At 36.3% G+C, this 14,622-nt stretch carries 11 protein-coding genes and 1 pseudogene; 7 read left to right on the top strand and 5 right to left on the bottom strand.

Going from position 1 to position 14,622, the window contains the following annotated elements:
- The first annotated feature begins 111 nt into the window (after window positions 1-111).
- Window positions 112-1,599, top strand: a complete 1,488-nt coding sequence (locus ACT3TH_RS05320) for a phosphomannomutase CpsG (protein WP_444754814.1) — start codon at window positions 112-114, stop codon at window positions 1,597-1,599.
- 85 nt (window positions 1,600-1,684) lie between these two features.
- Here ACT3TH_RS05320 and ACT3TH_RS05315 read toward each other — a convergent pair whose 3' ends face one another.
- Genes ACT3TH_RS05315 through ACT3TH_RS05305 form a run of 3 tightly spaced genes read right to left on the bottom strand, consistent with a single transcriptional unit; the run spans window position 1,685 to window position 5,702 of the window.
- Entirely contained in the window at window positions 1,685-3,112 is a 1,428-nt protein-coding gene (locus ACT3TH_RS05315; RefSeq protein ID WP_444754813.1) for a UDP-glucose/GDP-mannose dehydrogenase family protein, read from the bottom strand.
- A 37-nt stretch (window positions 3,113-3,149) separates the two neighbouring features.
- A complete protein-coding gene (pgi, locus tag ACT3TH_RS05310) occupies window positions 3,150-4,823 on the bottom strand; it encodes a glucose-6-phosphate isomerase (RefSeq protein ID WP_444754812.1) in 1,674 nt (557 codons plus the stop codon).
- Window positions 4,824-4,826: 3 nt separating this feature from the next.
- Entirely contained in the window at window positions 4,827-5,702 is an 876-nt protein-coding gene (locus ACT3TH_RS05305; RefSeq protein ID WP_444754811.1) for a UTP--glucose-1-phosphate uridylyltransferase, read from the bottom strand.
- Between the two features lie 393 nt (window positions 5,703-6,095).
- On the opposite strand from ACT3TH_RS05305, the gene ACT3TH_RS05300 reads away from it, so the two are divergent.
- The 6 genes and pseudogenes from ACT3TH_RS05300 (at window position 6,096) to ACT3TH_RS05275 (ending at window position 11,965) form a co-directional block, all read left to right on the top strand.
- Window positions 6,096-6,542: a capsular polysaccharide export protein, LipB/KpsS family gene (locus ACT3TH_RS05300; RefSeq protein WP_444754810.1), complete on the top strand. Its 447-nt coding sequence runs from the start codon at window positions 6,096-6,098 to the stop codon at window positions 6,540-6,542.
- 216 nt (window positions 6,543-6,758) lie between these two features.
- The gene (locus tag ACT3TH_RS05295) at window positions 6,759-8,018 is read left to right on the top strand and encodes a nucleotide sugar dehydrogenase (RefSeq protein ID WP_444754809.1); all 1,260 of its coding nucleotides are present in this window, start codon (window positions 6,759-6,761) and stop codon (window positions 8,016-8,018) included.
- A gap of 284 nt (window positions 8,019-8,302) precedes the next feature.
- Window positions 8,303-8,443, top strand: a pseudogene (locus ACT3TH_RS05290) (NAD-dependent epimerase/dehydratase family protein); the annotation flags it as partial.
- Between the two features lie 163 nt (window positions 8,444-8,606).
- Window positions 8,607-8,849 carry a hypothetical protein gene (locus ACT3TH_RS05285; RefSeq protein ID WP_444754808.1) on the top strand — a complete coding sequence of 81 codons (243 nt, stop codon included), beginning with the start codon at window positions 8,607-8,609 and terminating at the stop codon, window positions 8,847-8,849.
- A gap of 208 nt (window positions 8,850-9,057) precedes the next feature.
- Window positions 9,058-10,092 (top strand): capsular polysaccharide export protein, LipB/KpsS family, encoded by a 1,035-nt coding sequence (locus tag ACT3TH_RS05280; protein WP_444754807.1) that lies wholly within the window; start codon window positions 9,058-9,060, stop codon window positions 10,090-10,092.
- 10 nt (window positions 10,093-10,102) lie between these two features.
- Window positions 10,103-11,965: a glycosyltransferase gene (locus tag ACT3TH_RS05275; protein WP_444754806.1), complete on the top strand. Its 1,863-nt coding sequence runs from the start codon at window positions 10,103-10,105 to the stop codon at window positions 11,963-11,965.
- Here the strand turns inward: ACT3TH_RS05275 and ACT3TH_RS05270 are convergent.
- Window positions 11,926-12,630 (bottom strand): hypothetical protein, encoded by a 705-nt coding sequence (locus tag ACT3TH_RS05270; protein ID WP_444754805.1) that lies wholly within the window; start codon window positions 12,628-12,630, stop codon window positions 11,926-11,928. The genes ACT3TH_RS05275 and ACT3TH_RS05270 overlap by 40 nt on opposite strands.
- The gene (locus tag ACT3TH_RS05265) at window positions 12,614-14,614 is read right to left on the bottom strand and encodes a glycosyltransferase (protein ID WP_444754804.1); all 2,001 of its coding nucleotides are present in this window, start codon (window positions 14,612-14,614) and stop codon (window positions 12,614-12,616) included. The genes ACT3TH_RS05270 and ACT3TH_RS05265 overlap by 17 nt, the downstream gene beginning before the upstream one ends.
- Window positions 14,615-14,622: the final 8 nt, after the last annotated feature.

Genomic DNA, 14,622 nt, shown 5'->3' with positions numbered 1-14,622 from the left:
TCAAGCCTTATTCAGTCAGTCGTTAGTGTATCATTGAACACTGACTGGCCTACAATGATGCTATTTATTTCTCTATCTTGTCACTGCTTATGCGCAAGGAATCTTATAATTATGTCCACTTCTGTGATCAATGGCTATCAACCAGCCACTGAGTTTGCTCCCATTATTATTGACTCATTTAAAGCTTATGATATTCGCGGCGAGCTTGGGGTCAATCTTGATGAAGACATCGCTTACCGTATTGGTCGCGCCTTTGCCCAAATTTTGTATGAACGATATAAAACAGCTGCCAAGAATAAAACCAGTGATATAACAGATCTACAGCCTGCTATCGTTATCGGTAGTGATATTCGTCACTCGAGTGAGCAATTAAAACAAGCCACCATCCAAGGCATGATAGACGCGGGCGTCGATGTTATTGACTTGGGTATGACTGGGACGGAAGAAGTATATTTTGCTACCAGCCATTATCAAGCGTTGGGTGGTATTGAAGTGACGGCCAGCCATAATCCGATCAATTATAATGGCTTAAAATTGGTCAAGGAGCACTCAAAACCCATTAGTGCGGATGATGGTTTGGCAGAGATTCAGGCGCTAGCAGAATCTGGACAATTCGCTAGTGATAATCAATCAGGAAAATTGCAATTATTGACGGATAAAGGACCTTACATCGATCACGTGATGACTTTTATCGACACCGATAAACTCAAACCGCTCAAATTGGTGATCAACTCAGGCAATGGCAGCGCTGCCCCTGTTGTGGACTTGTTAATCGATAAGCTAACGCAAGCTGGGGCGCCAATCAAGATTATTACGTTGCATCATACTCCTGACGGCAGTTTTCCAAATGGCATTCCCAACCCAATGATTGAAGCCAATAGAGTGGCTACTCAGCAAGCAGTTTTAGAAAATAAAGCCGATCTTGGCATCGCTTTTGACGGCGATTTTGATCGTTGTTTTTTATTCGATGAAAATGGCAAATTTATCGATGGCAGTTATATCGTAGGCATGCTGGCACAAGCTTTTTTGAATAAATATCCAAACGAAGCAATTGTTTATGATCCACGAGTGATATATAACACTGAAGCCGTCATAAACGAGCACAATGGCAAAACTGTGATCAGTAAATCTGGACACTCTTTTATTAAGCAAGTCATGCGTGATTCTGGGGCGGTCTACGGTGGCGAGATGTCCGCTCATCATTACTTTCGAGATTTTTTCTATTGCGATAGCGGCATGATCCCTTGGTTACTGACCATTGAGCTATTGTCCGTTACGGGCAAAACCCTATCTGAGCTGGTCACTGGTTATATTCATGCTTATCCCAGCTCAGGCGAACGAAACTTTCGCCTCACTACTCAGGATGCGCCAACGATCATTCGTGATATCGAGGAAAACTTCAGCGCTCAAAACCCAGCCAAATCGACCCTGGATGGTTTAAGTCTCAACTTTGGAGAATGGCGCTTTAATTTACGCGCGTCCAACACTGAGCCGCTGATCCGATTGAACATTGAAAGTCGCGGCGATGAGCAATTATTGGCCACTAAAATCCAAGAGATTGAGCAATGGTTAGGGAAACAAGGTGCAGTATCAACTTAAGATATTATAGTTAGTTAAAAACAAAAAAAATGCTCATTAATAATTATTGGTGAGCATTTTTAGTTTCAAGAAGACTTTAATCAGATTATTTAGACCGACCAATACCAATATAGTCACCTACTAGGCCATCTATCTGCGACCGCGCTAAAGCGTTTTGCGCATCAAATATGGGTATGGCCTGCTGATTGATCTTAGTAACATCCAACTGATCTCTTGACGACCAGCTTATGACAAAAACTGCTTGTGCTTTATGAAGGTGCTGATAAGGCGTGCGTGCCAGCTGAAACAATGGTTTGTCACCATAAAGCGTTGCCAACTCAGTCTGCGCTTTATCACTATAAATAAAGGTACGAATATTATAAGACCATAATAACGCTAACAATGGATGGATGGCTGAGCCTGCCGTACGTCCAGATCCTGCTTTATAGCTGCCGCCCCAAATCATCACCGTTTTATTGTCAATAAACCCGTCAAAGTATTGCCAAAACTTACGGAATATCAGCTCTTTTTGGTCTTCATTAATATACATAACAGACTGCAATAGCGGCATATCTAAGCTATGCGTTTGACTTGATTGCTGCAACTTGTTTAGCTCAGTCGGCAAGGTACTACCACCAAACCCCCACCCCGCTTTCAAGTAACTGCTACCAACGCGCTCATCAAGTCCCATGATATGACTCACTTGTCTGATATCAACCTGCTGGCTATCAGCCAAGCGCGACATCTCGTTCATAAAGCTCACTCGTGTCGCAAGCATAGCCATGATGCTACTACGGGCAAACTCTACTGTCGCGATATCCGTATGATGCGTAGCATGCGCATGTTGCATTATAGGTTTTAATACCTCTAGATGCTGGCTGCTATTCGCGGTTTTTTCGCCAAGTAACCATAGTGATGGATGTAACATTGAGCTATAAGCATCACCATCTTTTAAAAAGACAAACGGTACATAGTACACCCAAGCACGCTGCAAACGCTGAGACAGCGCTGAGACATGCCCTAGCGGCTCAATACCGCTCATAATCAAGGGTACAGATTGCTGATGACTGTGATTAAAAGCGGTGATCCAGCTGTCCTCAAGCCAGACTGACTCAATACTGTTTAAGAACAACCAGTAAAGCGCGACCGTATTTTGCTCATCAACATTGGGGCGTACTTCAATATCGCCACCGTTTTCACAATTTATGGTTTCATAATGCTGCATAAGTTTGTCAGCGCTGTCTGGCAAAGCTTGACTCACAATGATTTGCTGCTGCTCGTACATTTGCCATAGCGCTTGTAAATGATGTTCAAAGCCATACTGCTGTATTTGCTGTGCCAGAACTTCTCTATCTGCATACAAGTGGACACGCTGACCCAAACTTGCCAGTACTACCGCACTGGTAATGGCATCAATGCTATGACCAATAAGCACACAGATAGTAGGATTGCTAAATTGACTTTGATCCAACTGGCTTTGGTCTAATTTGCTTTCGGACTTAAGCCTAGGTGTATCGCTTGCATCAGCACTCATGAACGTACCTCGTATCATTATTCATCGACTAACAACATCAGTAAGACAACTGTTTAATGTGTTGGAGCAACTGGTTAGTAGAAGTATCGAATTGGGCGTTACTTTCGTGCTGCATAGCCTCATGTACAGATTCCGCCATTTGTTTGCCCATCTCAACGCCCCATTGGTCAAATGGATTAATATCCCAAATGCTGGCCATCACATAGACTTTATGCTCATAGAGCGCAATCAGTGAGCCCAAACTATGCGGGGTCAGCTCATCAATCAACAATGTAGTTGACGGTTGATTGCCACGGTAATATTTGTATTTTTCTGCATCAAAGTCGATTGTAGCCCCAGCTATTTTTGCAATAGCCGTATTACCAAATGCCAGTACTCGGCTTTGAGCCAAGCAGTTGGCTAAAGACAACTCATGCTGCTGCTGTAAGGGCGCATTTTGTACATTGTCACTATAGCGGCGCACACAGGCAATGAAATCACAAGAAACCTGCTGCGTGCCTTGATGAAGCAGTTGATAAAACGCATGCTGGGCGTTCGAACCAATCTCACCCCATAAAATCGGACAAGTATCATAGTCAATGTGATTGCCATGCTGGGTAACTGACTTACCATTACTCTCCATCTCAAGCTGGGTCAAGTAGCTCGGCAAATAGCTTAAACGACCATCATACGGCAGTACAGTATGAGCATTCACTTGTAAAAAGGTACTGTTCCAAACGGCCAGTAAGCCCAATAACACGGGCAAGTTTTTTGCAAAATCAGCTTTTGCAAAATGCTCATCCATACTGTGAGCACCGTTCAATAGTTCTCTAAACTTAGGCATACCGATACGAATAGCAATCGCCAATCCAATCGCCGACCATAAAGAAAAGCGACCACCCACCCATTCCCAAAGCTGTAGTTGATGCTCAGAATGAATACCCCATGCGCTCATTTTTTCACTATTGGCTGAAATACCAATAAAGTGCCGACGCAATACACTGTTTTCCGTACCAGCGCGCAGTTTGGCAGTCGCCAGCAGCCACGACAGCGCCGTTTTAGCATTTGATAGAGTGTCTACCGTGCCAAAGGATTTGGAAGAAATAATAAATAAAGTCGTCTCAGGATTTAGGTGTTTCAACAGATTATCGAGCTGAGTGCCATCCATGTTGGAGACAAAATGCACCTCAATCTGAGTGTCTGCCCATTCGTCCAAAGCGGTCGTTGCCATAAGTGGACCAAGATCCGAACCACCGACGCCAATGTTGACCACATCCGTAATAGCCTTGCCCGAAAAACCGCGCCATGTCCCATGACGTACGCGTTCAGAGAGCCTGGCCACTTGTGTCAAACTGCGATGCACATCAGCGACCACGTCTTGATCAGCAACCTTTAACTGTGCTGTTTCTGGCAGGCGTAGTGCTGTATGTAGTGCTGCTCGTTGCTCGCTAGTATTGACCATCGCACCTTGCATCAGCGCATCGATTCGCTTCGATAACTCGCAGCTGTCAGCTAAATGCAATAGACTTGCCAGCACCTGCTCATCAATACACTGCTTGCTATAGTCCATGTACAGCGCACCTGTTTTTATACTGAAGCGCGTGGCACGACCATCATCTTGCGCAAACAAGCTTGCCAATGACCAGTTCTGCGTGGCAAGCGTTTGCAACTGCTGCCAGTATTGAGAGCTGCGGGCATTGTTATATTCGTCAGTGCACTTTATCTCATCCATCGGCTATTCATCATTTGCTAGTTGCTGCTGAGCAAAGTAGACAAAGGCCTGCATGTAAGAACGCATGTCGCCTGCATCATAACTATCGCCGCGCATGATCGTCACATTGACGCCGTACTTACTAATCAACGCATCGATGGCGTCGGTCAGCTGTATCTCACCACCAACAGACGCTTTGGTATGAGCTAGATAATCAAAGATTTTATTATCAAATACATAGCGACCGACCACTGCCAGCTTTGACGGTGCCTCTTCTAAACTGGGTTTTTCTACAAAACCTACAACCCCAAAGCTGGCATTAATACCGTCAGATACATCATTTACATGACTAGTATCAGTAAGTTTGGCAATACCATATTTATATACATCTTCATCGGCAACTTCATCGACCAATATTTGTGAATGACCATCTTCATTGAAAGCATTAATCATAAATGCCAAATTATCAGCAGACATATCGGTATTAAATGGATCAAGCACCACATCCGGCAACAAGACAGCAAAATTATGCTCTCCAATGATCGGCTGAGCCGCGAGTACAGCATGACCTAACCCTAACGCCTTACCTTGTCGTATCATTGACACTGTCACATCATCTGGTAGCCAATTTAAGCTATCTGCCAGCTCGTCCTTACCTTTGTGACGTAACTGCGTGTCCAACTCAGCATTAATGTCGAAGTAGTTTTCAATCGCGCTTTTTTGCGCATGACCGACCAAGACAATGTGTTTGATGCCAGCGGCAATTGCCTCTTCGACGACATAATGAATGGCGGGACGATTTCCTAAAGGCAGCAGCTCTTTTGGTACAGATTTAGACAATGGCAGCATACGAGTGCCGAAGCCTGCGACAGGGATGACAGCGTAAGTTATTTTTTTCATAGTATTTGGGCTGTGTTGAAAAGAAAAGTGAAGTTAAAATGATTATGAAGTATCATTAGACAACTATAACTCATTAAAGTTTGAATAACTTATACATGTAAACAAACATGTTTTACTTTATTAAAGGCTACTTATTATCTATAAGATTGAGCAATTGGTCATTTTTAATCATAAGTGTTTCTATACTGGAAGCCATGAGACACTAATTACCAGTACTTGATTGGGACAATAACAAGCTTGCTAATTTAATAGAGTTGACGTTATTTTAAAAGTACTAATAACCAAAGGTAAACACTGTTAAAATTTATTATTAGTATAGACTTTATTCTTCACAGCATATCTTACTAATATACTTCTACTTTTTCGTTGTCAATCTAAGCCGTTAAGCCCACTATGAAATTTAAGCCTTACATCCGGCCACTACTGTCAGGCTACTATACTCACTACCGCAAACCCAAACAGCGCTTAGCATTAGTGATTGGCATGTTGCCATGGAAAGATAGCATTGGGGGTTGGGTATTAGAATCGTCCCACATTCAAATACAATGCCATTTCAATGAATGCTATTTTAAACAATGGCTCGAACCTTTTATCAAACGCGTAGATCCTGTTATATATATTTGGGGTTATAAAGCGCCTGATTTTTTTATCGATTATATACGTGAGCAAAAGCTAGATATCTTCTTCTTAGAAGATGGCTTTATTCGCTCAAGACCTTGTGATGAGAGTGGTACTCCGCCATTGTCTATTGTGATGGACAGTCAAGCACCCTATTTTGATACGACTCGTCCAAACGATTTGACTGATTTGATCGCCAATTTTGACTTTGAACAAGTATAGTTATAATGAGACATTGGCGCAGGAGATGCTTGATTACTACGTGTCAAAACGGTCACTAATCTGGAAAAATTTTACCCAAACTGATACTTATATAGGGTATATTTTGATGTTTCAGAAGTAAGCATAATGTCGCTTTCTCAGTTGTTCTATATCTGTTACTATAAGACACCTTAATTTGCTAGTATACTCTACCTGATTTTATCAAAAGGTCATTAAATGAATTCGAAAAAAATTGCGATTATAGGGTTGGGTTATGTAGGTCTACCTTTAGCTTGTGCGTTTGCAAAACAGTATGATGTTATAGGCTTTGATATAAATAAAACACGTATTGCTGAGCTTTGTAACAACATTGATAAGACTCGAGAAGTTACTAGGGAGTATTTAGAAGGTACTTCTAACCTTACTTTTACTTCAAACACTAATGATTTATCTGCGGCAAACGTTTTTATTATTACTGTGCCAACCCCAATAGATGATAATAACTTACCAGATTTATCACCCTTAGTTAAAGCTTCACAGATGTTGAGCAAAATTATCAAGGTAGATGATATTGTTATATACGAGTCCACAGTATATCCTGGTGCTACAGAGGAAGTTTGTATCCCAGAGTTAGAAAAATCGGGTCTCAAATTGAATAAAGACTTTGGTGTAGGTTATTCTCCAGAGCGCATTAATCCAGGTGATAAGCTTCGCACCGTAGAAAATATATTAAAAGTAACGTCAGGTTCAAACCCTTATTATACAGATACAGTAGATGAGCTGTATAAGTCAGTAATTACTGCTGGCACCTTTAAAGCTTCTTCTATAAAAGTCGCTGAAGCTTCTAAAGTTATTGAGAATACACAACGTGATGTTAATATTGCGCTAATAAATGAGCTGGCGCTTATTTTTAACGAAGTTGGTATCGATACCCATGAAGTAATTGAGGCTGCAGCTACTAAATGGAACTTCATTAAGCTCATGCCTGGTCTAGTAGGTGGACATTGTATTGGTGTAGATCCTTACTATTTAGCTCATAAAGCATCATCTTTGGGATTAAATCCTAACTTAATTTTAACTTCTCGTGCGATTAATAATTCTATGAGCAAGTTTGTTGCTGAACAAACTATCAAAAAGCTTATCTCGTACGGAAAAAATATTAAAGACGCTCGTATTTTACTTTTGGGGGTTACTTTCAAAGAAAACTGCCCTGATGTGAGAAACACCAAAGTCATAGATATTGGTATTGAGCTTGAGAAGTATGGTGTAAAAATAACCTATTCAGATCCTTGGGTTGCTGAGGAAGACTGGAGCCACTTGAATGTTGACTATATCGATTATAAAGATATTAGAGAAAGTATTTTTGATGCGGTAGTTGTGGCTGTTAATCACACTGAATTTTTAGGTGAAGATGACAAGATAAATAGCTTTTGCAAGGCACCTAAAGTTGTTATTGATGTTAAAGGTGCTTTAAATAACCCAGATTGGCGATTATAGTTTTAAGAATGAGAATTGTAGCAACAGATAATGCAGGTTTTATACTTGTAAAAATGCTTATGGAAAAACCAATTGTCATATAGTAGGCGTAGACAGTGTCAACGATTCTTACGATATTAACCTGAAAGGGGACACACTAAATTTCCTTAAGAACTTGTCTAAAAAACTACATGCTCTATAGGTTTAACTTGGCAAACTCTGAACAGGTAGGGGGAGCCTTGAATAAACATAAATTTGATGGAGTAATCAACTTAGCTGCTTAAGCAGGTTTTAGGCATTATTTAGAGAATCCTCATGCATATATTGAAAATAATATTACTGCATATACCAACTTAATGGAAGCTTGCGTTAGAAACCATGTAAAACATATTATTTATACTATTACCAGTCCAGTGTATGGACATAATACGATATTCCTCTGCTAAAGAAAGTCAGCCAATTGATAATCCATTACAATTTTACGCCGCGACTAAACGTTTCAATGAACTTACGGCCCATGCCTACAGTCATTTATACAAACTGCCTGCAACTGGTTTAAAATTTCTTATGGCTTCTGAACCATGCTGAAGACCTGATATGGGACTTTTCATGTTGACGAAAAACATACTAGAAGATAAACTCATTAATGTATCTAATTATGAACATCATATCAGAGACTTTACCTATATTGATGATATCGCTGAAGTTATAATTAGGGTAACTGATAGAGATCTGAATAGGGATGGTAAAAATTTGTTCCCTAATAAAACGAAATTCTCTCTCAAAATATATAATCCTAATAAAATGAAAGTCTCTCTCAAAATATATAATATAGTTAATAATCCTATTTAGATATTATATTCATGAAATTGAAAATACTTTCAATAAGAAAATGATTGCGAGTATGATGCCTTTGAAAGCTAGAGACGTACCTAGTATTTATGCAGATACAAGCGAACTAGAAAAAGCTATAAGATATAAACCTTCTACTACAGTCCAAGTTGAAGTAAAAAACTTTGTAGAATGGTATAAAGCATACTATAAATAAGTTGGTAACGATATGCTTTTCCTGCAAAAGAATAAAAGCGTTAAAGCTCTTAATAAAATAGACTCCTCCAGTAATATTTTTTTCGGCTTCAGCGAATGGAAGCACGACTTTATAAAGAAAATATTTGGTGGTAATTGTTATTTTTTCACTACAAAAGACGCAAATAGTAGTGATTTTCTTCGTTTATTTGAAGAAAAAATCACGTTAATAAATAATATTTACGTTTGGAGTTACAATGATCCTTACTGGCTATTTAGTTTTTGCCTTAGTTTAGGCAAGAATTTCTGTAGAATAGAAGATGGATTCATACGCTCGAATAGTTTAGGGGCGAAAAAATCTATTCCTAAATCGCTTGTCATTGATAATTCAGGTACGATGTATTTCGATGCTGCTAGAGAAAGTCAGTTACATAATTTAATACGTAATTTATCATTAGATGAAGAAAAGACTACTGAAGCAAAAAACTATATTGATAGGATAATTAAAAATAATATTTCTAAATATAATTTACCTAATTCTGAACATTCATATAGTATTAAAAATGCGATATTAGTAATTGGACAAAATGAAAATGATATGTCAATTGCTAAAAGTGGGGCGATATTTACTACTAATGAAACATTACTTAGATATGTAGCGTCTAAAAATGTAGGTAGGGATATTATATATAAGCCTCATCCTGACACTATAAATAATGATGCAAGTAGAAGAAGCTATCCTGAAAAGGTAGATGGAGTATTGATAATTAATGATCTACATTATTTATTCGATAATATTTCAAATATTAATGAAGTTCATACTATAAGCTCGTTATTAGGTTTCGAATTCTTATTCAGGGGTCTTAAAGTTTATTGTTATAGTAGAACCTGGTACAGTGGATGGGGACTTACGAAAGATACCTATAGCTCAGAGGATACAATATATAAAAAGACTGTTATTGAATTATTCTACTGCGCTTATATACTATACCCTTTTTATTATAATTCAACATTCCAGCCAGTAACTATTGAGAATACGCTTAATAGTTTATTAGGTTATGATAGTTAGTAAATTATTTATGAAAGACTCCAGTTTAAAAATTTATTCTATTTTTGCAGAACATATAAATATCAAAAATTTATTATATAACAGTATTAATAACGATATTAAACTTTATTTTTCAACAGATTTAAACTTCTTGCGAGAAAGTCGCATACTGCCTTTTTTGAATTATTATTTCAATTCAGAAGACAATGATGTTATAAGATATAATTTTTATTTAATTATTAGAAAAATGGTAGATCTAGATTTAGATGAAACTTTCATAGATATTTTAAAAGTAAATTATAAGAAATTTAATAAGAAATGGCGAAAAATAATAGATTTCGGTTTTACTTATTTATTAAAATTCTATGGAATTTCTCTTGCACTAAACAATCATCATTTAAATAGTCAGATTAACTTAAAAAAGTTTATTAAAAAAAATTACGGTAAAAAATCAGTTGCAGATTTTAATATTTTATCTAATGGAAACTATGAAGTCCCAAGAAGAAGATATTATATTCTTAATCACAAATCTTGTTATTTCAATGAGTTGCTTTTAGAAGAAATAAATTATATAAGATTACAAACAGATAAAAGTATAGAAGACGATCTAGGATTAATTAATTTTATTTCGGCTACAGATTCTACAGATTCTACAGATTCTACAGATTCTACAGATTCTACAGATTCTACAGATTCTACAGATTCTACAGATTCTACAGATTCTACAGATTCTACAGATTCTACAGATTCTAGCATATTATTTAATATAGAAAAGCGCAAAGTTGGAGGGGCAGAAAAGCAATTTCATATTTTATATAATACTGTTAATAATTATTTCCAAAATGCGGAGCGTACTGCAAAGCTTACTTATTCTGAAGAAAAATCATTTGATTTCGAAAAGTATAAGGGAGCCAGATTAAGCTCTCAACACAAAGCCACCATTAGGTTAATCAAAAATACTACTTTAAAAAAGTATGTTTTCAACGCTGCGGTAGATCAATTATTTTATAACCCTTCCTATATCGTCTCATCAATGCATTATTGCGGTCTCGGTAATTTAATAGCGAATAAGATCATAGGTCGAAATTCCTATAATTATATTAGGATAGGAAGCCAACCTCCTCTAAGTTCAAAAGGTCTTAGTAGCAGGTTAAATAAGTATAATTTAATACAGAACATATACGAACTATATAAAAATGAGATGAGCATTATAGTAAATTGTGATTATTTAAAAAAATCTTACCAAAATATTTTACCGTATAATAGAATCGTAAAAATTTATAATGTTGTTGATAAGCCAGATATAGTCATTAGTGTAGATCCTAAGGCCACCATCATGAGATTGGGCTTCGTTGGCAGAAATACTGCTTCGAAAAATATAATAAATTTAATCAAATTATTTTCTGAATTAGAGAATAACGTCAATGTTCCAGTAGAAATGTATATTTATTCGGATGAATTGCTTGGTACACCAATAGAAGAATCAGTAAAAAAGTTAAATTTGCATTCTAAAGTACACTTATTAGAAAATGAGGAAGATCCTACCAAGATTTATCCTACCTTTGACCTATATGTCAGTATGTCTAATGAAGAAGGGCTTTCGAATAGCATTATGGAAGCTCTATCTTACAATATACCTTGCGTAAGTTTGGACGCCGGAGGAAGTAAAGAGATAATAGTACATAACTTTAACGGCTATTTATGTGAAGATAGTCATGAACTCTATAATTGTCTTGTGAAAATGGTAGAGAACAATAAAGAGTTCATGAAAATTAAGAAAAATATGGATAGGTTCAATCTAGAAAAATTTTCTACGGTGCAACTCTACAAAAAAATAGAAGAAGAAGTGGCTTATCAAAAAACAATTCTACCTTTGGGAAATAAAGAAGTATGACAGTTTACATCTTTTGAACTATGAAAAATAATCTTTGAAAGTAAGTTATTGGAATTTAACTTACTTACTAGACTTGAGTGTGTAGTACCATAACAAGGAATTTTTTGAACGTCATGAACACTTTCTAATAAATCAATATGTGATTTATCTAGTAAATCATTAAAACTGTAGTAAAGTGCTATTTTGCAATCTGGTTTTTTATCAATCTCTCTAAGATCTAAGAAAGAAACATTTTTATTATTTTTTCTTGCTCTTTCAAAGTAAGTCTCCCATCTATAGTCATTCAAGACTTCATCATTTTTTAAGTATGATTGAGGAGAAATAGCAACTACATTAGTAGGTTCTATTAGTAATCCGAATAATATAGCAGCATATCCACCCATTGAGTTACCGATAAAGACCGTATTTTTATAAGGCTTAATAAACTCTGCAAGAAAATCTATCGTATCTTGTAAACTTGTTCCTAGACCATCAACTCCCAGTTGATACCAACATTTAAAAACATCTTTGATAAATAAACAAGAAGAACCGCTATTGCTCATCATATTTTTGAACTCAAAGACAGGTATACCTTTTTCGTCAGGGAAAAATCCTGAAAAACATACGTATAAGTTTTCATATCCCTTAAAAAAAAAGTCAAAACCATTATTACTTAATTGTTTCATGTTGATAGTCCAAATTTTCTAACATAGACGTCTGACTTCTCTTTACAGATAAGACATTGTTTAACATAGTATTAGGACCAAAATTGGCCTTAACAAAGTATTCCGCATATTCAGAACAACTATTCCTTAATTTCTTATTCTCTATTAAAAGCTCCAAATAGTGAATCATGTCTACCGGATTCTCTTCATCTAACTCAGTAACGTACCCATTCTTAGCATGTACTATAGTTTCTGGCATTCCACCTACATAAGGTACTACGGGTACTACCCCAAAGCTCTCAGCTTCTAATATTACATTCCCCAGTCCTTCAGAAACAGAGGTCATATAAGTGATATCGGAGTAGTCATAAATATAGCTTGGATCTTGTATAGCGCCTAAGAAATTAAATCTATCTGCATAAGGACTCGCATTTACTTTCGATTTACATTCTTTTAGTAATGCCCCATCCCCTACTAGGTAAAAAGTCACATTACTATGGCGCTTAGCAATATATAATGCAATATCTATCCATAAAAACGGACGTTTTACGGGATGAAATCTAAAACAACCTACAATTACTACTTCGTTATCTTTTTTCCTAGGTAATTTCATCCTATCTAAACTTACTGTAGAATTCGATATATTGTCAGTAATTATACTTACATAATTTACATTAAATTTACTAGAACTTTCTTGCTTTAACCAAGTCTTATAGTCTACACAAGCTGCAATCGAACAAAAGAAAAGGTTTACATTTGCTATTTTCAATAATGCTTTGTAACCTGAAGATAAGAGATATTCGACCTCAGGTCTAATTTTAGGTCTACTTGCAGGTGACATACTGCCAGGGTTGACAGAGATTACTGGTATTCCTGCTAATGCAGCAGCAATACCAATAATAATACATCTGGTATCAGAACAAAAGCAATGAATATGATCTAAATCTAACTCGACCAACTTTACAAATGCAGCTTTTAATTGTATGGTGAAATCTTTAATAATCACATCGCAATCTTTAAATACTCTATCAATGAATTCTATTCTAAAATTAATCCAAGATTTATTTGTTACCGTTGGCGTTCCCTTTATATTAATAACTTCTAAATTATTTTTATATATGATGTCGGCCCAGTGATTATTTATCTCTTGATCTGAATAATGTAATAAGAAAGTACTTTCGTATACTTTACTGTGCTTAGACTCTATTGCGGTAAAAACTGCATTCCTTTCATTACCACCCATTTCTAAAGTATCTGTAAAAAACCCAATCTTCTCCCCTTTGTAGGGCTTTTCGGACTTTATTTCACGGTTACTAACAAATAAGCTAAAAATAGTTCCTATGCTATGTTCTACCTTATAATAACTGTCTTCATTTCTTTCTGAATTATTTCTTTCGTCTATGAATAATAGTCTATCTTCTATATCGAACAAATTAATAAAAAAATGTTTATCATTTTTTTCTATTATTTTACCTAAAGGAAAACTATATCTTAATCCTAATTTTCTCAGATTTATAATTAGTTTTCCCAGCTTTTCTAAACTTTGCTCAGGAAATTCAATATTATCATCTTCTAGTATAAGTAATAAACTATCCAAAAAATCTATATTATATTTCTTATATATAAAGTCATTGATACCGTTGAATACTTTATTGTTTACTCTATTATTAAGTAATACTTTTTCAATATAATGCTTCGCAGCAACGTCAGCATTCCTCGTTTTGTATAAAAATGTATAGTAGTTAACGAGAAAGTCGATACCAAAATTAGCTTCATACATGTTACTAAGTTGTTCAAATGCCCATAGAGACTCTTCGATAATACCTATTTTTGACGCACTCTTAGCATACATTAATAATGATGATTCATTATGTAATTCCATTATTCTTAAATAACGGCAAGTTTTGATACTCTCCTCTATATCTAATGTGGTCAATTGCAATCTAAGTTGTGCTAATGATGACAATATATCTTTCTCTGCTAAGCTATTATGATTAACTTTCATTTAAAACC

Source organism: Psychrobacter sp. AOP22-C1-C5, assembly GCF_052378885.1.
Lineage (GTDB): Bacteria > Pseudomonadota > Gammaproteobacteria > Pseudomonadales > Moraxellaceae > Psychrobacter.
Note: the sequence above shows the minus strand (reverse complement) of the source record. Positions and strands in the feature narration are given on the sequence as shown.